Below are 21270 nucleotides of genomic sequence, written 5' to 3' on the forward strand. Positions count from 1 at the left end.
GATTGAAATGTCGCTTTTGCTGTGCGTAATATGGCCTTTCGTTCGCCAAAAAATAAGAAAATTGTATGCAAGCAACAGCCACCACACTCGACAATGAACAGGAACACACGCCGGTCAACTCGCGTAATAAAGTCGTCGTCGCCTCACTCATTGGCACCGCCATTGAGTTCTTCGACTTCTACATTTACGCCACCGCTGCGGTGATTGTTTTCCCACATATCTTCTTCCCGCAGGGCGACCCGACAGCCGCCACGCTGCAGTCGCTCGCCACCTTCGCCATCGCCTTTGTCGCGCGTCCCATCGGCTCCGCGCTGTTTGGTCACTTTGGCGATCGGGTGGGGCGTAAAGTGACGCTGGTGGCGTCGCTGCTAACCATGGGGATTTCAACGGTTATCATCGGCCTGCTGCCAGGCTATGCCACCATTGGTATCTTCGCGCCGCTGCTGCTGGCGCTGGCGCGTTTTGGTCAGGGTCTGGGACTCGGCGGCGAATGGGGCGGCGCAGCGCTGCTGGCCACCGAAAACGCGCCGCCGCGCAAGCGCGCGTTGTACGGTTCGTTTCCGCAGTTGGGCGCGCCGATTGGCTTCTTTTTTGCCAACGGCACTTTCCTGCTGCTCTCCTGGCTGCTGACCGACGAGCAGTTTATGACCTGGGGCTGGCGCGTGCCGTTTATCTTCTCGGCAGTGCTGGTGATCATCGGCCTGTATGTTCGCGTGTCGCTGCATGAAACGCCGGTCTTCGCCAAAGTCGCCGCAGCGAAAAAACAGGTCAAGATCCCGCTCGGCACGCTGTTGACTAAACATGTGCGCGTGACAATCCTCGGCACCTTTATCATGCTGGCGACCTACACGCTGTTTTATATTATGACTGTTTATTCAATGACCTACAGTACCGCAGCCGCTCCCGTTGGGCTGGGCATGCCGCGTAATGAGGTGCTGTGGATGCTGATGATGGCGGTCATTGGTTTCGGCGTAATGGTCCCCATTGCAGGTCTGCTCGCGGATGCGTTTGGGCGTCGTAAGAGCATGGTGATTATTACCAGCCTGATCATCCTTTTTGCCCTGTTCGCGTTTAAACCGTTGCTCGGTTCCGGAAACCCGGTGCTGGTGTTTGCTTTTCTGCTGTTGGGGCTAAGCCTGATGGGGCTGACCTTTGGCCCGATGGGTGCGCTGCTGCCGGAGCTGTTCCCCACGGAAGTACGCTACACCGGCGCGTCGTTCTCCTATAACGTGTCGTCGATTCTTGGCGCGTCGGTGGCGCCGTATATCGCCGCATGGTTGCAGTCAAACTATGGGCTGGCCGCCGTGGGTCTTTATCTGGCATCAATGGCCGCGCTGACGCTGATTGCGCTGCTGTTAACGCACGAGACGCGTCATCAGTCGCTGTGAGTCATTGGCCGGATGCCGGCATCGCCTTATCCGGTCACCCTCTTGTGTGCCTTCCCGACAGCCCGGCAAGCATAGCGCCGCCGGGCAACGCGGCGAAGGACATTATTTCTTCATCTGGGTCAAAATCGTTCGGCACTGATTCGCCTCGCCTTCAGAGGGCGAAATCAGCGCTAACAGCGCAGCGGCTGGGGTGACCAAAGTCGCCAGCGCAGCGGCGACGGCCCCACGCGCGATCAGCGGCCCCGCCTTCACCCCGGCCTGCGGATTTTTGAAGGTGCCGCGCACGTACAGCGGCGAGCGCAGAGTAATAATGCGGATCCCTTTACTTTCCGGATCAATGGTTAAATCGAGTTGCTCAGACGCGAAGCTCGCCGTTCCGGTAATGTTGATCAGCGCATTCTCGGTATCAAAAGCGAAAATCTGCGGGCGCGCCACGCCGTTAACGATATCCAGATTGGCTGCCGCGCAGTTCACCCGTACCTCATCGTCGCCAAAAATCTGCCCGACAATGTAGTTACCGACGTTCAGCCCGACGATCTCCATCAGGTTGCGGCTGATTAAACCGTCGTTCATCAACAGTTTCAGGTTGCCATTGCTGTTGCCAAGCAGCGCCGCTACGGAGTTCCCGGTGCCGCGAAACTCGGCGTCACCGTTCATCTCACCCAGCGTCTTCTGCATCAGTTCAACATCCGGCATCAGCTCTTTCAGTTTCAGACGGCGCGCCTGAATATCCGCCCGTCCGTGCATAGGCTTTTTATCACCTTCCAGATGGATGTTGGCGTTGATGCTGCCGCCTGCCAGGCCAAACTTCAGCGGCTGCAGACGCAGATCGGCATTTTTCAGGATGATATGGGTAGAGAGATCGCTAATCGGCAGGCTGCTACCGTGCTCAATGCGCCGTCCTTTGAAGCGCACGTCGGCGTCCATGACGTCCCACTTATCGGTTTCAAAACGGTCATAGGGCAGCACTTTGTCCGCAGGCTGGACGCTTTTTTCACCCTTTTTCTGTTCTGAACTCCGGGTCTGTTCGGCTCCTTTGCCGGAATCGACGCCAATCAGCGGGCCTAAATCCGCCAGACGCAGTTGGCGAGACTCCAGATCTCCTTCCAGCTTCGGACGCGGTTTACCGGTGGTATAGGTGAGCGAGCCGTGAATGTCGCTGTCGCCAATCTGTCCGTTGAAGCCGCGGTAGTCATAGACCGAGGATTTTTCGCTGTCGATTTTCGCCACCAGCCGGCCATCGGTTTCAAACGGCGGCGTATCCGGCAAGAGGACGCCGGTCAGGTCATACAGTTCCGCCAGCGAATCGCCGGAAAACGTAAGCTGTAAATCGACGCCGCCCATTTTCATCGGGTCGTTCACCACTCCGACAAACGCCACGCGGGTATTTCCGGAACGAAAATCAGCCTGCACCGGGAATGGCGCATCAGCGCTACGCAGCGCCAGCATACCGCCAATTTTCCCCGTCCCGCTGAGCGGTTCGCCGTTATAACGCCCTTTCGCCTTCAGGGCGAAAACGTAATCCTCAACGTTGGCGTTTTCATTTTTACCTTTGCTTCCCGTCACTTCGCTAAACGGCAGCGGCTTACCCAGCGGATCGACAAGGATCTCAATATCCGCCTTGCTGACGTTGTCATCAATGGCGATCCGCCCCTGATCGAAAAGGATGTTGTCAAGGCGGAAAGACCAGGCAGACGGCTTCGCGTTGGGATCTTTTTGTTCATCCCCGGCGAGATCAAACGTCCAGTTATTGTTTTTCTCCGTCAGACGAATCAGCCGCGCGTCGGGCTTCACCAGCTTGATCCACGGCAGCCACACGGTTTTCGTGAGCAATGCCAGCGGGGCAATCGTCGCTTCAACACGAGGCAGATGCACCATCGTCACTTCGGGGATATCCGGCGGGTTGCCAAGGATAATATCCTCGGCGTGGATGTGCGGCCACGGCACCCAGCTTCGCCAGCCGGTTTCCTGTTTCTGACGCTCCCACACCACGCCTAAATCGCCGCGAATGGCGAACGGACGGTTCAGTTCCGCAGAGACTTTCTGGTTGATGGTCGGTTTGAGTCGGTTCCAGTCAAATGTCGCGACCAGGACGATGAGCACGACGATCAACAACAAGAAAGTCCCTGTTACAGCGGCGGTAATTTTGCCTGCTCTGGTCATGTTCTGCTTCCTCACTTCTTCCCTTGCCTGTCCTAAAGATAGTCCAGCCAGGCGGATTTACCGGAAACAGCCTGATTTAATGCGACAAATTCACCTCATCCAGACAGGCAAAAGGTCGCGGACGAGAGAGGAAATAGCCCTGAGCGGCATACGCGGGCGAGCGCTGTACGTCTCGCCACTCTTCCTGCGTCTCGACACCTTCTACGATAACGCCACGGCAGTAGCGGTTCATCAGCTGTAGCAGTTGGGTGAAGAGGTTACGCCCTTCTGACGTCTGACGAAGCAACACAAACAGCTCGCGGGCTATCTTAATAAAATCGTAGCGCACTTCGCTGAGGGCGGAAAAGTTAGCCATCCCGGTGCCGAAGTCATCCAGCCACAGCGGTCCTGCCTCGCACATCGAGGCAAACGAGGCCTCTTTCGGCAGACGGATGTGTTCCACCAGCTCAAAGCGCAGCCAGGGCATACGCTCGATATTCTGCAGGATCTGCGGATACTCGCGCAGAGCGATTAAGGTCGGGCCATCAACGTTGACGGACGCCAGAAGCGCGTGACGCTGGAAAAAGTCTGCCTTTTGTTCAAGTAAGCAGAGCTGCTCTTTTATCACCTCAATACGCTGGCGTACCGCCACTTCGGCAAAATAACGGTCGGGCGCAATGCGTTGCGCGGGATTATCCGGATGTGTGACCACCGTCAGAAGCTCCACCGCCAACAGACGCCCGTTGGTCTGATAGATAGGCTGAAAAGTGTAAGCGCGCTCACACTGCAGCCAGTAGCGACGCTCCTGCAAGCATTCAGGGCTCGCTGCGGACGTGCTTAGCTGCTGGATAATCTGGTTTATCATCGCCGATGTCCCGTGATTAAGTGTGTGGCTGCCCGGACTCGTCAAGGGTTATCGGCCTTCGCGCGAAGAACTTTATGCTGCGTCACACGCAAAAACGACAACAGTCAGGAAAAAACAACGCAGAATACGGACTGGCTCAAAAAAATAATGGAACGTTGTTTTAATATGATTGACCACCAAACAGCCACAGCGCACACTAACGTTAATTTTTCCAGGTAGGTTCACGACTATGTCCAAAAAGATTGCCGTGATTGGCGAATGCATGATCGAACTGTCACAGAAAGGCGCTGACGTTCAGCGCGGCTTCGGTGGCGATACGTTGAATACTTCCGTTTATATTGCCCGCCAGGTTGACGCTGCGGCGCTTTCCGTTCACTACGTCACGGCGCTGGGCACGGACAGTTTCAGCCAGCAGATGCTGGACGCATGGCACGGTGAAAACGTCGATACCTCGCTGACCCAGCGTATGGAAAACCGTCTGCCGGGGCTGTACTACATTGAGACCGACAGCAGTGGCGAACGCACGTTTTACTACTGGCGCAACGAGGCCGCGGCGAAATTCTGGCTCGAGAGCGAGCAGTCTGCGACGATCTGTGAAGAACTGGCGACGTTTGATTATCTCTACCTGAGCGGCATTAGCCTGGCGATCCTCAGCCCGGGCAGCCGTGAAAAGCTGTTGTCCCTGCTGCGCGAGTGCCGCGCTAACGGCGGCAAAGTCATTTTCGACAACAACTACCGTCCGCGTCTGTGGGCAAGCAAAGAAGAAACGCAGCAGGTGTATCAGCAGATGCTCGACTGCACCAATATCGCCTTCCTGACGCTGGATGACGAAGACGCGCTGTGGGGCGTCAAACCCGTAGAAGAAGTGATTGCGCGGACGCACGCCGCGGGCGTAGAGGAAGTGGTGGTGAAACGCGGGGCAGATTCCTGCCTGGTGTCTGTTGCGGGACAAGATCTGATTGACGTCCCGGCGGTAAAACTGCCGAAAGAGAACGTCATTGATACCACCGCCGCAGGGGACTCGTTCAGCGCAGGATATCTGGCCATTCGCCTGACCGGTGGCGATACCGTAGCGGCTGCGAAGCGCGGACACCTGACCGCCAGCACGGTAATACAGCATCGCGGGGCGATTATCCCGCTCGACGCAATGCCACAGTAAGCCATTCACCGTTGCCCGGTAGCATTACGCTTACCGGGCCAACAGAATTGCAGGTTACTGCGCGGCCGGAATATCCGTGACTTCCGGATGCGCATCATCCGTTTCAACCGTCGCTGCCGCCGCGCTCACCGGGGCCATAATCTGATCCCACGTGGCCTGCAGTTCCTTCATGTTAAATTCCGGTTCTCCCTTCGGCTGCAGCAGAATCAAAGCCATCTCCTGGGACAGTTGCTGACGCAGGCTTTGGTTCATCATCTCCACGGTCAGACCATTAAGAAAGTCCTGACGCAGACGCTGATACTGCTCCGGCGCGATATCAACCACCTGATTTTGCAGCGAACGCAAGCGCTGGCTGATTAAAATGTCAGTATCGGTGCGGGCATAGGTGGCAAAGAGCTTTTGTAGCTCCAGATTCTTCTGCGCCACCAGCGCGTTGAACTCGTCTTCCGGCAAACCGTTATCGCGCACTTTCGCCAGTTCGCGCGCCACGGTGCCTAAATTGGCGTTGAGCTTATCGTTCGGCGATTCAATATTGATGGCGCACTGAGCGCGCAGAAACAGCACGCGGCAGTCAAAACCGAGGCCGATATCTTTAGCATTGTTCTTACTCAGCGCCTGCTGTACGTGCCAGAACAGCGCCTCACGCGCCAGATCCGCGCGCCAGTAGCGCAGCAGCGCGGATGACTCGCGAATCGGCTGCCACGGCGTATCCCACATGACTGACAAACGATCCTGGCGCACGGCGTCGGTCATGATGCTCACCGCCTCAGCGCGCAGCGGCGACAGCGTCGGCACTGGCGCAGGCGTTTCGCGTTTGCCCTTCAGTTCGCCAAACGTTTTGTTGATTTGCTCAGCTACCGTCCGCGCGTCGACGTTACCGACAATAATCAGCGTCATCGCGTCCGGGGTATACCATTTCTGGTAAAAATCGTGAATTTTCGCCGCATCGATCGGCTTCTTCAGCGGTTCAGCGGGATCGTGGCCCAACAGCGCGGAGCCTTTCAGCCGGTAGCGCCACCAGCCCTCTTTGGTATCGACCGGCAGCGTAGTGACCATATCTTCGCTATTGATCGCATGGTTCACCGTTTCCGGGGTGATCGCCAGTTTACCCATCGTATTCGCCAGATAGGTCAGCGACTCTTTCAGCAGATCGTTACGGTTGTTGGGCAGACTGAGATTGTATTGCGTGGAGTCATAGGAGACGGTAACGGGCGGCATCGGACGCTTGGGGTCGAAACCCTGTTGCCAAAGCGAACGCGCCTGGGTGGCGTCCAGTCCGCCGCTCTGGGTTAACGCAATACGAGGAATAATATGACTGAAACCGCTCTGTTGCGTACTTTCGGTGAGCGAACCGGTATTTACCAGCAGGCGGACCTCAATGCGGTCGCTGGGGCGCTGCGGGGTGGCTAACACTTGCCACTGTAATCCATTCGCCAGCGTCCCCTGTTGCCATGCTGGGTCAGGCTGGAGCGCATCTGCCTGCACATAGCCGGCAGTGGCCATCATCAGCAAACCGCCCGCTATAAGTCGAATTTTTGTGCCCTGCATGTGAACCCCTGATCAACAATCCTGGTAATAAAAAGACAGTCCTGCGAAGGCCAGTCTGAATATGACGTAAAAACACTTCGTGTTAGACCGCAAGAACATGGAAATGTCACGGCAGAAGTGAAATAAACCCAATGCCTTCATGTTGAAGGATTAAGGTGCAGGGGTCAATTATGCGCAGGAGCCCGCAGCCCCACAAGGGACTGCGGTCATAAGTCGTGAGATTATGAGGATATTTCGTTCGTTTTGCCGTCCGGCGCACGATTATTCAGGACATCGTCGAGCTTTTGGGAATCCAACTCTTTCACCCATTTCGCCACCACGACCGTCGCCACGCCATTGCCAACCAGGTTAGTCAGCGCACGGGCTTCCGACATAAAGCGGTCGATACCGAGGATAAGCGCCAGGCCCGCCACCGGCAGATGGCCTACCGCAGAGATGGTCGCCGCCAGCACGATGAAGCCGCTTCCGGTTACCCCCGCCGCGCCTTTAGAGGAGAGCAGCAGCACGACCAGCAACGTGATCTGATGGAAGATATCCATATGGCTGTTGGTCGCCTGGGCGATAAACACCGCCGCCATCGTCAGGTATATCGACGTCCCGTCAAGGTTGAAGGAATACCCGGTGGGGATAACCAGCCCAACCACCGACTTGCGGCAGCCCAGCTTCTCCATCTTATCGAGCATACGCGGCAGCGCGGACTCAGAAGAGGAGGTACCCAGCACGATCAGCAGCTCTTCGCGGATATAGCGGATAAACTTGAAAATGCTGAAGCCCGTCGCCCGCGCGATAGAACCCAGTACCAGCACCACAAACAGGATACAGGTGATGTAGAAGCAGATAATAAGCTGCCCCAGTTGCACCAGCGTCCCGACGCCATATTTACCGATGGTGAAGGCCATTGCGCCGAACGCGCCGATAGGCGCCAGGCGCATGATCATATTGATAATGCCGAAAATGACCTGCGAGAAACTTTCAATGACGTTGAAAATCAGCTGGCCTTTGCTGCCCAGGCGATGCAGGGCAAAGCCAAACAGCACCGCAAACAGCAGCACCTGCAGGATGTTACCACTGGCAAACGCGCCAATGACGCTGCCCGGAATCACATCCATCAGGAAGGCGACAATGCCCTGATCTTTCGCCTGCTCGGCGTAAACCGCCACCGCCTGCGCATCGAGAGTCGCGGGATCAACGTTCATCCCGGCCCCTGGCTGCACGACGTTAACGATAATCAGACCAATGATCAGCGCAATCGTACTGACGATCTCAAAGTAAAGCAGCGCTACCGCACCGGTGCGGCCAACGGCCTTCATGCTTTCCATGCCTGCAATGCCGGTCACGACAGTACAGAAGATGACAGGAGCGATGATCATCTTTATCAGCTTGACGAACGCGTCGCCAAGCGGCTTCATTTGTGCGCCTAATTCAGGGTAGTAATGGCCAAGGAGAATACCAATGGCAATTGCTGTCAGGACCTGAAAATAAAGGCTTTTGAACAGAGAGGTTTTCATAGGGTGTCCTTGAAGTAAAAACCACAGGTCTTGTAAGGTTATGATTAACCTGCGGCCTTAAAATAACACCCGGACAACACGACAGAAATGCACCTGGATCATAATTGAAACAAAAATGTTAAAAACTTTGAACTGGCTCGCATAAGCCGGGCCTTTTTAAAGTTTTGTAATTACGTCACTTGTGCGTGAGATACTGTTCCTGGAAGGTTTCAGCCGTCACGGCATGGGCAAAAAGATAGCCCTGAGCGATATCCACACCGGCTTGCGCCAGCCAGTCGCGCTGCGCCTCGTTCTCAACGCCCTCGGCGATCGTTTGCAGATTCAGGCTGCGCGCCAGCTGAATAATCGCCGTGATCATGCTGTTATCTTCCGGCAGACCGTCGACAAACATTTTGTCGATTTTCAGTACGTCTACCGGCAGCGACTTCATATGCTGAAGCTGACGCAACCCCGCGTAACCCATACCAAAATCATCCAGCGCAATGCGCACGCCAGCGTTTCGCAATGGTCGTAATATCGCCACCGCGGCGTGCGGGTCGTCGATACGGCGGCTTTCGGTCACTTCCAGAATCAGCGTACCCGGCTGGATGCGATAACGGGCCAGCAGCTCAAGCATGTCCGACACCATGGTCGGGTGCATCAGTTGCAGCGCCGACAGGTTGACCGACAGCGGCATGGCCATTCCGCGTTCCTGCCAGGCGGCAAGCAGACGGCAAGACTCCTCCAGCACCCAGCGCCCCACGGTGACCATCAGGCCGCAGGACTCGATGCGCTCAATCAGCCCTTCCGGTAACGCCCAGCTTCCGTCCGGTTGCTGCAAACGCAATAGCGCTTCCGCGCTCACCACCTTGCCGCTGGCGATCGCCACCTGCGGCTGTAGCCAGAGCGCAAACTGGTGGTTTTCCATCGCGGTAAGAATGTCGCTCTCTTCGGTCAGCCTTTTTTGCGCCTGCGCCATTTGTTCAGGGTCGAAGAACTGAATCTGGTTTTTGCCTTTCCGACGGGCGGTAAACGCCGCCGAAACGGCACGAACGTAGAGCTGCTCGGCGCTGAGGTCGCCATAAAACATCGCCACGCCAATGCTGCAACTCGGGCGTAGCTGGATCCCCTGGACCGGTAACCGCTCATTAATAATAGTGAGCACTTGCTGACCTAACGTGATGGCGTGCCACGGCTCTTTCACGCCGTGAGCGACAATCGCAAAGTCGTAGCCGCTGATCTGGGCCAGCACCATTCGCGGGGAAATCACCGATTTCAGTTTTTCCACCAGCGTGAGCAGCAGGATTTCCCGCTGCGCCTCTTTCAGCACGCCTGCGGTATCACGCAGCGTTTCGCAGGTGACGATCATCAACGCGGTGGTCTGCTGTCGCGCCACCACTTGCTCCAGCAACCCCATCAGAAAGGCTTTGTTGGGCAGCTCGGAAACCGGAAAACGCATCGCGTTCCCCGTCAACTCTTCGCTGTGGCGTTTAAGCATCTGTTGATTAAGGTTATAACTGCGCACCAGCATCCCGATCTCATCGTCATGGTGCAGACGCGGCAGCGCCAGCTGATGCCCGATAAGATCCTGTTGCGGAATATCGTTCAGCTCGCGGGCGATTTTGCGCAACGGGTGCAGAATCAGGCGGTTTACGCACCAGCTAATCGCCACGGTCAGCATGAGTGACAAAAGTAAGTAAATAGTCACTAACGTGGAGAGGGTGCTCATGACGAACTTATACATACGGAACGAATCCGCCTGTAGAACCAGATAGGCCAGCGGCTGTGGGTTCGCCGGACGCTCGAGCGAATAGACGGGCAGGGAAATTTGCACCGGTAATTCAAAAAGTCGGGTGACCATGACCGGCACCGGGCGTTCAGGAATGAAGCTCATGCGCAGCGCCTGAAACTGATTTGGCAGCACGACATCGGCGCGCTGAACCACCCCAGCCGGTTTTATGCTGGCGAGAATCGCCTCCGCGCCGGGGAGATCCGCTTTTAATATGGCGGCAGACAAGGGTTCACGAACGGAGCGGGCGATACTTTCCAGTTGCGTAGCCGTGTTATAGCGGTTCTGCTGGACCAGATGGAATAGCAAAACGGTGCAAAAAATAAAAACGAACACCATGACAACGGCCGCGACCATTGCCATCTGCTTAATTGTTAACGAGCGACTCACGCGCAATATTGTCTCCCCCGGATATCCCAAATTGCCGCCCGAGTATACCCGATTGCAGCGGCATTAAGAGAGGCCGTATCTGAAAAGGACTTTTCTGAGTTCAGGTCGTCGGATGGCGGCGTTGTCTTATCTGGCTTTCACGCCAGCGCAGCGCCATCCGACCCTGGCGATTACCAGTCGGCGTAAGGCACCAGCGGCTGCGGCGGTAAATCCATATCGCCCTGCCAGCCTGCGGCGGAATAACGCACGTAAAGAAGGAAATGGCTTGGGGTGTAATCTTTCGCCTGCTGGATATCGATAGCGGTGCCGACAAACCAGTTGGAGGTGACCCGCCGCTCCACCAGCGCCCGGGCGGTATAACCAAAGCCCTGGCTGCTGCCGCCATCATTGGTCTGATCGCGCGCCGCCTCCTGGTAATCCGCCGGAATGAGGTTCGTCAACGGATAACGCGGCATCGTTTTCGTGCGTGAATGCGACCACGACACGGAACCGCCCAGCTCCCAGGACCAGTTTTCCGTACGCTGACGCCACATTACCGGCACCGCAAACGACACATATTCCTGCGGACTGTAGTAACCACCGTGACCGAGCGAATAGCCGCTGAGGTCTTTGTCGTAGTGCCAGATCATATTGTTCAGACCGACAGTGACGCGGCGGTTATTCTCGTTAATCACCTTGTAGTAGTACCCGGTCATCCAGCGCACGCGCCAGTTGTCCGCCACGTTTTTGCCGGTTAACTGGTCGCCGCTGAGCGAAGCCCAGACGCCATTCGCTTCCCCTTTATCGTAACTGAGGCTGATGCCGCCGCCGTCGGCGCGTACGCCGCCCCATTTTTTACCGGTGTTAATCGCATCGCTGTCGCCGTTATGGCTCTGCGCGTCTTTCTGGCCGCCAAACGCCAGCAGCGAACTGGAAATGGGACGACGATGCGCGTTAAGCGTATACCCTAACGGCCCGATATCGCTGCTGTAGCTGACGCCGCCAACCACATCAACCACGTTGAAGCCCATTGGCGTGGTGCCGATGTCCCAGCGCCAGGTGTCGTTTGCCCAGCCCACCGCCACGCTCGCCCCGGCGTCCGACTGGCTGCGACTGCCGCTACAGTCTTCCAGCGTACAGGTGCCCCAGTTGTTGTCATAACGCCCGTCGGCATCGGTTGCGAAGCTGCCGACATTCATATTGACCAGGTCGGTGCGGAAGAACATACGCCCATCGGACCAGGGCGCATCAACGTGCAGCATGGTGGTGTGCGCTTTCAGATCGGAATAACCGCCGGTACCGCTCGATCCCCAGTAATCGTGTTCGAGGGTTACGTTCAAATCTTGCTGGCGATACAGATCCGCCGCGTCGCTGCGCACGCCGCGCTTCAGCCAGTCGTCTGTTTCATCGTTGCGGGTCAGACGGGTAAAAGTGTCGTCATCCTGCGGACGCGTCGGGGTGACGTCAGAGGCGACCATGGCATCTTTATACGTTTCCAGCGCTTGCTGCGGCTCGCCGCTCTGGGCCTGAAACCTGGCGGCATCACGTAGCACCATCGCGCTTTCCATCGACGGCGGCTGCGATTTCGCCTGCGGAATCAGGCTATCGAATGTTTGTCTGGCCGCCACGGTATCGCCCAGTTGCATCTGCGCCAGCGCCACCCGACGTTGCATATTCATTGAAGACCCGTTGGTCGTCGGCAGTGCCGCCAGTCGCGCCCGCGCGGCCGCGTTGTCGCCCTGAGCGATGTCGATCTCCGCCAGCCCAAGCAGCGCGTCAGTGTTGTCCGGTTCGCGCGCCAGCACGCCGCTGTAATATCCGCGCGCGGCCGTAGCGTCCCGGCGCTGCTGGGCCCAGTCGGCGAGGGTTAAGTCGATACGGGTAGAAGCAGGCTGCTGACGTAGCAGCGCTTCGGCTTCACGCTCCTTGCCGCTTTCGCGCAGACGGTTAGCGGTTTCCAATACCTGGTTGCTTTGCAGCCTGTCGGCCAGTTCCTGAATATTTGGGTTCCACTGGCTGCGCGGCAGCGCGTTGATATGCGCCAGCGCCGCGCGGTCCCGATCGGCGCCGGACAGGTACAGCCCGTAAGCATAGACCTGCTCGGGATCGCCAGGTTTCTGACGCGCCAGCGCGTGCATCTGCGCATCGGCCTGGCTACGCTGACCGGCCTGCCACAGATCGCGCGACAGACGGTAGGTTATCCAGACGCTGCCCGGATCCAGTGCCAGACGACGCCGGTGCAGCTCCGCCGCCTGCGCCCAGTTGCCCTGGCTCTCCAGCGTTTCAGCCTGTTGCGCCAGACGATCGTTTTCCAGCCCGCGTTCAATGTCATCAATACTGCGGCGCTGGCTGGCGGAAAGCGTGGCGATAAAAGCGCTGGCTCGCTCCGGCGACTGCTCGCGATAGAGGTTCGCCAGGCCGCGCACGGCGTTGGTGTTGCCGCTGTCCATACGCAGCGTCTGCTGATAGTAACGCTCGGCAGCCGGGTAGTTTTTACGTGCCATTGCCGCGTCGCCCAACCCCAGCACCGCATAGCTATCGCTATTGTCGATGCGTCTTGCCTGTTGATAAAACCGTTCGGCCTGGTCGATATCATTCGCCTTCAGCGCGGCGTCGCCCTGCTGGATCGCCAGCCAGTAGCTGTTCACCTTCAGCAGGCTTTCCCATTTGTCGCGGCTCGGGCTTTGCGGATCCATCGCCAGCGCTTTTTTAAACTGCGCCACCGCGCTGGCGCGATCGCCGCGCTGTGAATACGCCTGACCCAGCGCGCCAACGGCTTCGCTGTCGTTTTGATTCGCTTTCACCGCCTGCTGCAGCCCGGCAACCGCTTTGCCGCCCTGCCCGGCCTCTACCGCCGCCAGCCCCTGCGCACGGGCGCGGAACGTCGGATCGGCAAGCTGCTGTTGCTGTTCGTTCAGCTTACTGCGCGCCGCCGTCACGCTGTCCCCTTCACTAAACACGGTGAGGTACTTTTGCAACGCTTTTACGCTGGCGTCGCTGACCGGCAAATCTTTTATCTGGGCGTACCAGAGCGTTGCCGCCGCGTTGCGTCCGGCGCTGGATTTCGCCATTTGTTCCAGCACGACAAAACCTTCAGCCGGACGGTCGTTATCGAACAGCAGTTGCGCCAGGGTATTCTGCAACCCGGTATTGCCGGGGCTTCGGGCGTTGATCGCCTTAAGCTGGTTGATCGCCTGACCGCGTCTGGCAGGCACTCTCGCCACCGTACTCCAGTACTCCACCTCCAGCTCGCCTTCCGGCGGCGCGCCTTTGAATAACTTATCGTAAGCGGCGATGGCCTCTTCCGCATGTCCGGTCGTCGCCTGTAACCGCGCTTCCTGCAGCGCCTGGCGGCCATCCGGCGTCGCCAGCAGTTGGGTAGTGCGCGACGATTTATACGCCGCCGAATTGGGCGCGATCTCTGCAAGCCTGTCGAGCTGCTTTTGAGCGCCGTCGTTGTCGCCCTGACGCAGCATATAGCGGAAGCGGGCAGCGATAACGTCAGGGTTATTCGGGTCGATCAGCTCCAGCCGGTAGAGCGACTGACGCACCAGGTCTTCGCGGTGCGTGGCCTCGCCCAGCCGAACCTGGTCGAGTAACAATTGTTGCGCCGACGGCGCGGCTTCCGCGAAGGGCATCAGCGCAATACCGAGCGATACCCCAAGAAAACTTAGTGTGAACTTGCGCATTCCTGGCCCCAGTCAGGTAGTAACTCACCTTTGGCGGTGAAGCGATAACGATGCTGGTCCCACCCTTGTCCGAAGAGGGTCAGCACGTAGCTGTAATAGGCATCGCTGCCAGGAAAGTGGTCTGCAACGCGCTGTCGCTGCACCGCTTGTGCGTCGCGGTTTTGCAGGAAAGGCAGTAAAGAAGCGGAAAAGCCTACCGGGCCGTTGCCCTGCGCCTTGCCGCTGGCGACATCCACTTTCTCCGGCGGAACGCCGTTTTGGGTTGTCAGGGTAGCCATCGGTTTGAATTTAGTGAGCAGCCGTGCTTTCTGCGGGTCGCCGTCATGCATCATCCCGGCCCACAGATAGACGCGAATGGCGTCGTAGCTGCTGACCAGCGTTTTTTCTGGTTTTAACTGCCAGCCTTTGTTTTTCTCGTAACGCACCCAGTCCGGCGAAAAGCCTTTCGGCGCGGTTTCTAACAGCAGCCGCTGATTCGTCTCCCGCAGGGTGGTCCACGGCGCGCCGAAACGGGTAAAGTACTGCGCCAGCTGCGGCGGCAGATAACTCGGGTTGAAGCGCCAGCGGGTTTCTTCGGCAAAACCGATTTTACCCGGCAGCAACATCGACCCCAGCCCTGGCACCGTCACCACTTCTTCAGTGGCAATCCGCTTCAGCAGCGCTTTACCGATATCGGTGTATCGCGGCTCCTGCCATAAACGCCCGGCTTCCAGCAGCGACCAGGCGATCCAGATATCGCCGTCAGAAGCGGAATTGCTGTCCAGCACTTCCCAGGTCGCTGGATCTTTTTGTCCCCACAGCCAGGCGGGCAGATGCGCTTTCAGCGAGCCTTGCGCCAGGTTGTTTTCGGTCCATGCCAAAAGCGTATCAAACGCCGGACGATCGTTAGCCGCGAGGGCAAAGAACATGGCGTAGCTTTGCCCTTCCGAGGTGGTGATTTTCCGCGCGTCGCTCGGATCAATCACCCGGCCCTCCTTGCTGATGTAATCCTTTTTGAACTGATCCCAGGCGGGCCAATGACAGGCCGCCTGAACGCTCAGGGCGGCCAACATCAGGACAACAGCGATTCCACTACGCAGCGCGTTCATCATGCGTTACTCATGGTCTGGATCAAGACGGCGGCGGCTAATGATGCGCAGCAGGCGCCACAACACCCATGCCAGCAATACCACGCTGATGGCCGCCAACACCGCTAACAGCACCGGATGATTTCCCAGCGCATACCACAGACGTTCAAACCACGGCAGATGTCCGACGTAATAAACATCACCCACCCGCAAGCTGTTGACGCCCGACTCGCGAATGACGGACACCGAACCAAACATCGCCGCACGTTTGCCGCTGTCGTTAATCGCTTCGTTCAGCAGTTCATAACCGCGCGGGCTGTCCGCCAGCAGGGCGATAACGCTGCGCTGATCGTTAAACGGCGACTGGAAGCCCACCACGGCGGCCATTGGGCCGCTCGACGTGACAGTGGCCTGCGCATCCGCTTTGCGGTCGGCCTCATCCGGCATGATCCCCGGGAAGGCGCTCTGGCGAAGCGGCGTTTTCACCCAGCTCTGCGCCGCCTGCACCAGCAGGTCAATACGCTTCTCATTCTTTAACTTGTCCGGAATCGTGCCAATAATCAGGATATCGGCATCTTTCCCCTGAATCTGGCTGCCGTCTTGAGTGATGGTCAGGTTGATGGCCGGGAAGCCGGTTTGCGCGCCAATCGTGCCCGTCGCCTCCAGCAGTGTTTCCATCTGCGCTTCATTCGGCGTTTTCGGCATCACGGCGATGGTGTCAGAAAGATCGGCCATTCGGCTGAACGGGAAACCCGCATTCGCAAAGGCGCGTAGATCCGGCATCGCAATAAAGTGATAGTACTTCGAGAAGTCGATGGTCGAGTCGTCGCCGATCACCACATGGTTCGGCACCGGCTGGAAGGTAATACAGTTATCCACCGTACCGCCAGGCATTGGGTTCATGTACTCAAAGTCAAAACGCAACTGGTTCACCGCCCCCAGCTTCAGCGCCGGGATCGAGACGTCGGTTTTACCATCCAGCAGCCCTTGCAGCACCGGCAGACGCAGCAGCAGACGGTTGTTCTTTTCGTTGCTGGTGAGGCTAAAGGCTTGCAGGAACTGGTTATTCAGGCTGATATCCATGCGCGAACTGTCTTTGGTCGGCGGCGTGGTGTAACGGTAGTTGAGGTTCATATCAATACCGGTACTGCGCAGCAGATACAGGTCCGGCGGCAGGTTAAGGGAAACGTTGATGGCGGCGGGCTCGATGCCGCTGGACTGCAACTGCTGCTCATAGGTTTTCAGCTCGCCAAAGGTCACCGGACGATCGGTCCGCACCCAGTTCGGCGCATCGTACGGTTTACGCGCCAGCAGCGGTTTTACCTCGTTCACTTCGACACTGCTGCCGCGGAACAGAATGTTGCCCTGCGCAATACCTTTCGCCGCCTGCAACAGATCGTTTTCATCACGCCCCATCACCACCAGAAGTTTTACGTAGGGATTCTCCGGATGGTCGATCATCGCGATCGTCGGCGCTTTCACCGGCGGCTGCTCGCGCAGGAAGTCGGGACGGCTGTCGTTAGTGGCGAACACAATCGCATTCCGATCCGGCAGTTGATTATACAGCACCGGGAAGTGCTGCCCGCGCCAGCCTGAGCGGGAACCAAACCATGACGAGACGATAGAGGCGGCCTGCTGCAGTTTAAGATCGGGCGCGCCGGCGAAGATCATCGGCAGCGTCATCGCGCGGTTGTCGCGCGGATCAAAGAACGGAACCGGGAAGTGCGAGAGATCGTTTTTCACTTCCAGCGTCTGGTAGGTGAGATCGAGTACGCTGCTGCGACCTACATCCAGCCACAGCGTACTGCTGGACGGGTTTTCACATACCTGCTGGTAATGGCCGACAAACTCCAGCCGTACGCGGTTGAAATCGGTGATAAACAGCGGGTTGATGGGGATCTGCGCCAGCGTCTTTTTGCCAAGCTGTTCCTGGGTGACGGGTAGCACGCCCATGAGCTCATCATTCAGATAGACCTTGAGCTGGGACTGAACGGGCAGTAGCGATGGCGACGGCGTGTATTCCAGATTCAGCATCGCCTTCGTGACCACTTCATCACTGCGCATGCCAAATTCAATGCTGCCGTTCGGGTTAACGCCGCGCAGCACCATACTGCCCGGCGGCGGCGCGATTTGCGCAAACGTCAGTTTCACATCACGCGAAGGACCATTTTGCGCGACGATCGGCGCATCCGCTCCCGGCACGCCCGGCATCACCTGGCCCACCGGCTGATTGTCGTCCGCCTGAACGGGAATGGCCGGGGCCGCGGTTGGCTCAGCCGCTGTCTGCGGTTGTATTGCTGGCGCCGCATTCGACATGAAACTGGGGATAGCGCTCATCCCCATTGCCATCGCACAAATCCAGGAAAGTTTTCTTTTCATCGCGTTATCATCATTGTTGAGCCATAACCTGAGCCGGTGGTTGCACCGCCATATCATCCTGCACCGGACGGCGCGGAATGAACGACACAATCCAGGCAACCAGAGACGTCAGAGACCGGAAAATTACTTTGACCGACGCTGGGGCAAATTCCGCAAGATGGCGATAGCCGCGGAACCCCAGTTTCAGAATATCGAGCAGGCTTTCCAGCGGTTTGTCTTCCGGATAGCTGTCCTGCCAGAGCGCCCATGTATCCGCACGGGCAAACGTACATTGCACAAAATCGATATGCTGTTTAGTGGTCAGCGGCATCAGTTGTAACCCCACCTGTTCACCCCATACGCGCGCCACCTGGGTGGGAAAGACATACTCCTGCTGTCCACGCTTAAGCAGTAAATTCACCTTTTGCCCTTCCAGCACCTGCGCCTGACCGTTGATTTTGATCCCCAGGCCGCCGTCGGAGAAGTCATGCACGGTACACGAGAACAAATGACCGTCTTCGCGAGCAATCGCCGCTGGCATTGAGATCTCCACGCGGTGAGAACGGCGTACCTGTTTACTTTCCACCGACACCGCCACCGCGCCGCCGAGGATAATCAGGTTATAGAATACCCACACCATACTGACGATGACGGTGAGCATTTCACTTTCCGGCCCGTAGAAATAACGCCAGATGCCTACCGCCACGCCGACCAGGTTAAGCAGCACCAGGAAGATATACGGACGGGAGATCACCCAGTCGACATACTCTTCTTCCACCAGCCCGCCTTTCGCGGTGACGTTAAATTTGCCCTTATACGGATTAATCAGCGCCACCAGCGTCGGCGGCGCGATGTACCAGGCCAGCACCGTTTCGTAGATCTCACTCCAGAAGGAGTGGCGGTATTTTCCCTGAATCTTCGAGTTGGTCAGGCTGGCGTGAATCATATGCGGCAGTACGAACAGCGCAATCATCAGCGCGGGCGCGTAGATGATATAGGCATGCAGCAACAAGAACGCCAGTGGCGCGGTCAGGAAGATGAGCCGTGGGATCCCCGACAGGAAGTGGAACATCGCATTGACGTAGCATAACCGCTGGGCGAATTTCAGCCCTTTCCCGGTAAGCGGGTTGTCGAGGCGGAAAATTTGCACCATCCCGCGCGCCCAGCGGATACGCTGGCCGATATGGGCGGACAAACTTTCGGTCGCCAGCCCCGCCGCCTGCGGAATACGCATGTAAGCCGAGGTGTAACCGCGACGGTGCAGACGCAGCGAGGTGTGCGCATCTTCGGTGACGGTTTCGACGGCAATACCGCCTATTTCATCCAGCGGCTTACGGCGAATCACCGCGCAGGAGCCGCAGAAAAAGGTGGCGTCCCACATGTCGTTGCCGTCCTGCACCAGCCCATAGAACAGCGTGCCTTCGTTGGGGGTTTTGCGGAAGCGGCCAAGGTTACGTTCGAACGGGTCCGGCGAGAAAAAGTGGTGCGGCGTCTGCATCATCGCCAGTTTTTTATCTTTCAGGAACCAGCCCATGGTCATTTGCAGGAACGAGCGCGTCGGCACGTGGTCGCAGTCGAAGATCGACACGAATTCGCCTTTGGCGTACTTCAGCGCATTGTTGATGTTCCCGGCCTTGGCGTGCTCATGGGTGGTGCGGGCGATATAGTGGACCCCGACATTCTGGGCAAACTGGCGAAACTCTTCCCGCCCGCCGTCGTCGAGAATCCAGATGTTGAGCTTATCTTTCGGCCAGTCGATGCCCAGCGACGCGTAGATGGTGTTTTTCACTACGTGCAGCTCTTCGTTGTAGGTCGGAACGAAAATATCCACCGACGGCCACTGCGACATATCCTTGGGCAACGGCACCGGCTGACGGTTGAGCGGCCAGACCACCTGGAAGTAGCCCAGCACCAGCACAATCCACGCGTAGGTTTCGGCAAACAGCAGGATCAGACCACAAACCAGGCTTACCGGATCGTCCCAGTTCAGGGTGGACGTGTAGCGCCACCAGATATAGCGACATGACACGGTCAGCGACAACACTATCAGCATCAGCGCCGAGAAACGCCCCGGCATCCGCCGTACAATCAGCGCAACGCCCCATAGCAGCATCAGGAAGATAAACTGCGCCAGCGGGTTGAACGGCTGCGTCACGCAGATCAGCGCCAGTATCAGCGAGAAAGTGACAATAATCCCAATGATTAAACGGCGCGCGCCAGCGCTCAGATGCCCCAGTTCCTTTTGCTTATCAAGATGGGTTGTGTTTTGCGTGACCCGTTCAGGCAGTTTATCCAGCCACTGATGGTAACGGCCCCGGACGCCTTCCAGGCGGGAAAAGGTCTGCCAGCGCGGTTGGGCCGTTTGTCGACGCGAGGCGGTCGCCATCAGCCAGAGCGTTTGAATAACGTAGCGGGCGGGATCTAACGGGCGCGGACGAGCGGCGTTGATATGCGGATAAAGCGCCTTGTGCGCAGCGCGGATCCGCTGCCAGCGCGGATGCTCCAGCGGGATGAACACCCATGCCAGAACGGCCCAAAAACAGCCCAGGGCCGCGCTAAACGCTGGCGCGCCATGACGACGGTAGCCCTGATAGCGCTCGCTCAGGCGCGCGCTGACCGGCGGGATAAGCAACCACCGGGACAGGATACTCATGTTGCGCTCCCGGCGGCGTCTTTGCGGCCTGAATAATGCAATAAACACCAGTTCGCCAGCGTTAACACTTCTTCGGCGGCCAGCGAATCGCTGCGGTATTCTCCCAGTGGCTGTTTCGCCGCCATGCATTCGGCCAAGGCTTCATCGCGATGAATAACCATCGGCAACAGCCGACGCTGGCTTTGGAGCCAGACCAGGTAAAGATCGTCCTGCATCTGGCTGCCAATGCGTAAATCGTTAATCAAAATATGCGAACCGGCGGGCAGCGCCTGCTGATGCAGGCGAATATGGCAATTGGCATCGGCTTTGACGACCGCCAGCGTATGATCGCAGGCGTTGACCAGTTGGCGAGTGAGCGGCGCGGCGCCGGTGGGCAAATCGAGTAAAATCCAGGAATACCTGCCGCTCTCTTTTAGCCGTTGGAGGCCAGGGACAATCTCGCCGAGCCGTTCCTGCCATTGATCGGGGTAGTCACGTTCCTGCGCCGTGAGCTGGCCAAACGGCAGCAAATCGAGCTGCGAGGTATAGCGCATTCCGCCTTCGCGCCAGTCACGCCCGTCCAGCAGCGCTCTGGCCCAGCCGTCGCGATGCACAAAGTCGACATTAAATGACAGGCGTAGCAAATTATCGGGGCAGGCATCCACCACCAGGACGTTTTCACCTAACAGTTGTAATGCCCAGGCCAGCGCCGCAGTGATAGACGTCGTGCCTACGCCACCACGGATGCCCTGAAGTCCCAGAATAGCCATCCACGAC

12 protein-coding genes are annotated in these 21270 nt (G+C 57.8%); 2 read left to right on the top strand and 10 right to left on the bottom strand.

What is annotated here, in order from left to right; genetic code table 11:
* The first annotated feature begins 65 nt into the window (after positions 1–65).
* Complete coding sequence (locus OOJ60_RS11605) at positions 66–1388, top strand: MFS transporter (RefSeq protein WP_042286730.1); 1323 nt, start codon at positions 66–68, stop codon at positions 1386–1388.
* Between the two features lie 102 nt (positions 1389–1490).
* On the opposite strand, the gene OOJ60_RS11610 is transcribed toward OOJ60_RS11605, so the two are convergent.
* Together OOJ60_RS11610 and pdeH are read right to left on the bottom strand one after the other, a co-directional pair.
* On the bottom strand, positions 1491–3551 hold the full coding sequence (locus OOJ60_RS11610; protein WP_205612590.1) for an AsmA family protein: 2061 nt from the start codon (positions 3549–3551) through the stop codon (positions 1491–1493).
* 76 nt (positions 3552–3627) lie between these two features.
* A complete protein-coding gene (gene pdeH / locus OOJ60_RS11615; RefSeq protein ID WP_042286736.1) occupies positions 3628–4395 on the bottom strand; it encodes a cyclic-guanylate-specific phosphodiesterase in 768 nt (255 codons plus the stop codon).
* A gap of 229 nt (positions 4396–4624) precedes the next feature.
* On the opposite strand from pdeH, the gene OOJ60_RS11620 reads away from it, so the two are divergent.
* Positions 4625–5554: a sugar kinase gene (locus OOJ60_RS11620; RefSeq protein ID WP_205612591.1), complete on the top strand. Its 930-nt coding sequence runs from the start codon at positions 4625–4627 to the stop codon at positions 5552–5554.
* A gap of 54 nt (positions 5555–5608) precedes the next feature.
* On the opposite strand, the gene OOJ60_RS11625 is transcribed toward OOJ60_RS11620, so the two are convergent.
* From OOJ60_RS11625 to bcsQ, 8 genes are all read right to left on the bottom strand, one after another.
* On the bottom strand, positions 5609–7102 hold the full coding sequence (locus tag OOJ60_RS11625; RefSeq protein WP_042286742.1) for a M16 family metallopeptidase: 1494 nt from the start codon (positions 7100–7102) through the stop codon (positions 5609–5611).
* A 221-nt stretch (positions 7103–7323) separates the two neighbouring features.
* The gene (gene dctA, locus OOJ60_RS11630; protein WP_042286745.1) at positions 7324–8610 is read right to left on the bottom strand and encodes a C4-dicarboxylate transporter DctC; all 1287 of its coding nucleotides are present in this window, start codon (positions 8608–8610) and stop codon (positions 7324–7326) included.
* A gap of 175 nt (positions 8611–8785) precedes the next feature.
* The gene (gene hmsP / locus OOJ60_RS11635; RefSeq protein ID WP_181822361.1) at positions 8786–10774 is read right to left on the bottom strand and encodes a biofilm formation regulator HmsP; all 1989 of its coding nucleotides are present in this window, start codon (positions 10772–10774) and stop codon (positions 8786–8788) included.
* Between the two features lie 164 nt (positions 10775–10938).
* On the bottom strand, positions 10939–14436 hold the full coding sequence (gene bcsC, locus OOJ60_RS11640; RefSeq protein WP_205612592.1) for a cellulose synthase complex outer membrane protein BcsC: 3498 nt from the start codon (positions 14434–14436) through the stop codon (positions 10939–10941).
* Positions 14418–15524, bottom strand: coding sequence for a cellulose synthase complex periplasmic endoglucanase BcsZ (gene bcsZ, locus OOJ60_RS11645; protein WP_181823226.1), 1107 nt, complete (start codon positions 15522–15524; stop codon positions 14418–14420). The genes bcsC and bcsZ overlap by 19 nt, the downstream gene beginning before the upstream one ends.
* A gap of 6 nt (positions 15525–15530) precedes the next feature.
* Positions 15531–17882 carry a cellulose biosynthesis cyclic di-GMP-binding regulatory protein BcsB gene (bcsB, locus tag OOJ60_RS11650; protein ID WP_205612593.1) on the bottom strand — a complete coding sequence of 784 codons (2352 nt, stop codon included), beginning with the start codon at positions 17880–17882 and terminating at the stop codon, positions 15531–15533.
* Positions 17883–17892: 10 nt separating this feature from the next.
* A complete protein-coding gene (bcsA, locus tag OOJ60_RS11655; protein ID WP_205612594.1) occupies positions 17893–20514 on the bottom strand; it encodes a UDP-forming cellulose synthase catalytic subunit in 2622 nt (873 codons plus the stop codon).
* Positions 20511–21263, bottom strand: coding sequence for a cellulose biosynthesis protein BcsQ (gene bcsQ, locus OOJ60_RS11660; RefSeq protein WP_205612595.1), 753 nt, complete (start codon positions 21261–21263; stop codon positions 20511–20513). Before bcsQ ends, bcsA begins: the two co-directional genes overlap by 4 nt.
* Between the last annotated feature and the right edge of the window lie 7 nt (positions 21264–21270).

Source organism: Citrobacter sp. R4 (genome assembly GCF_026719175.1).
In the GTDB taxonomy this organism is placed as follows: domain Bacteria; phylum Pseudomonadota; class Gammaproteobacteria; order Enterobacterales; family Enterobacteriaceae; genus Citrobacter_A; species Citrobacter_A sedlakii.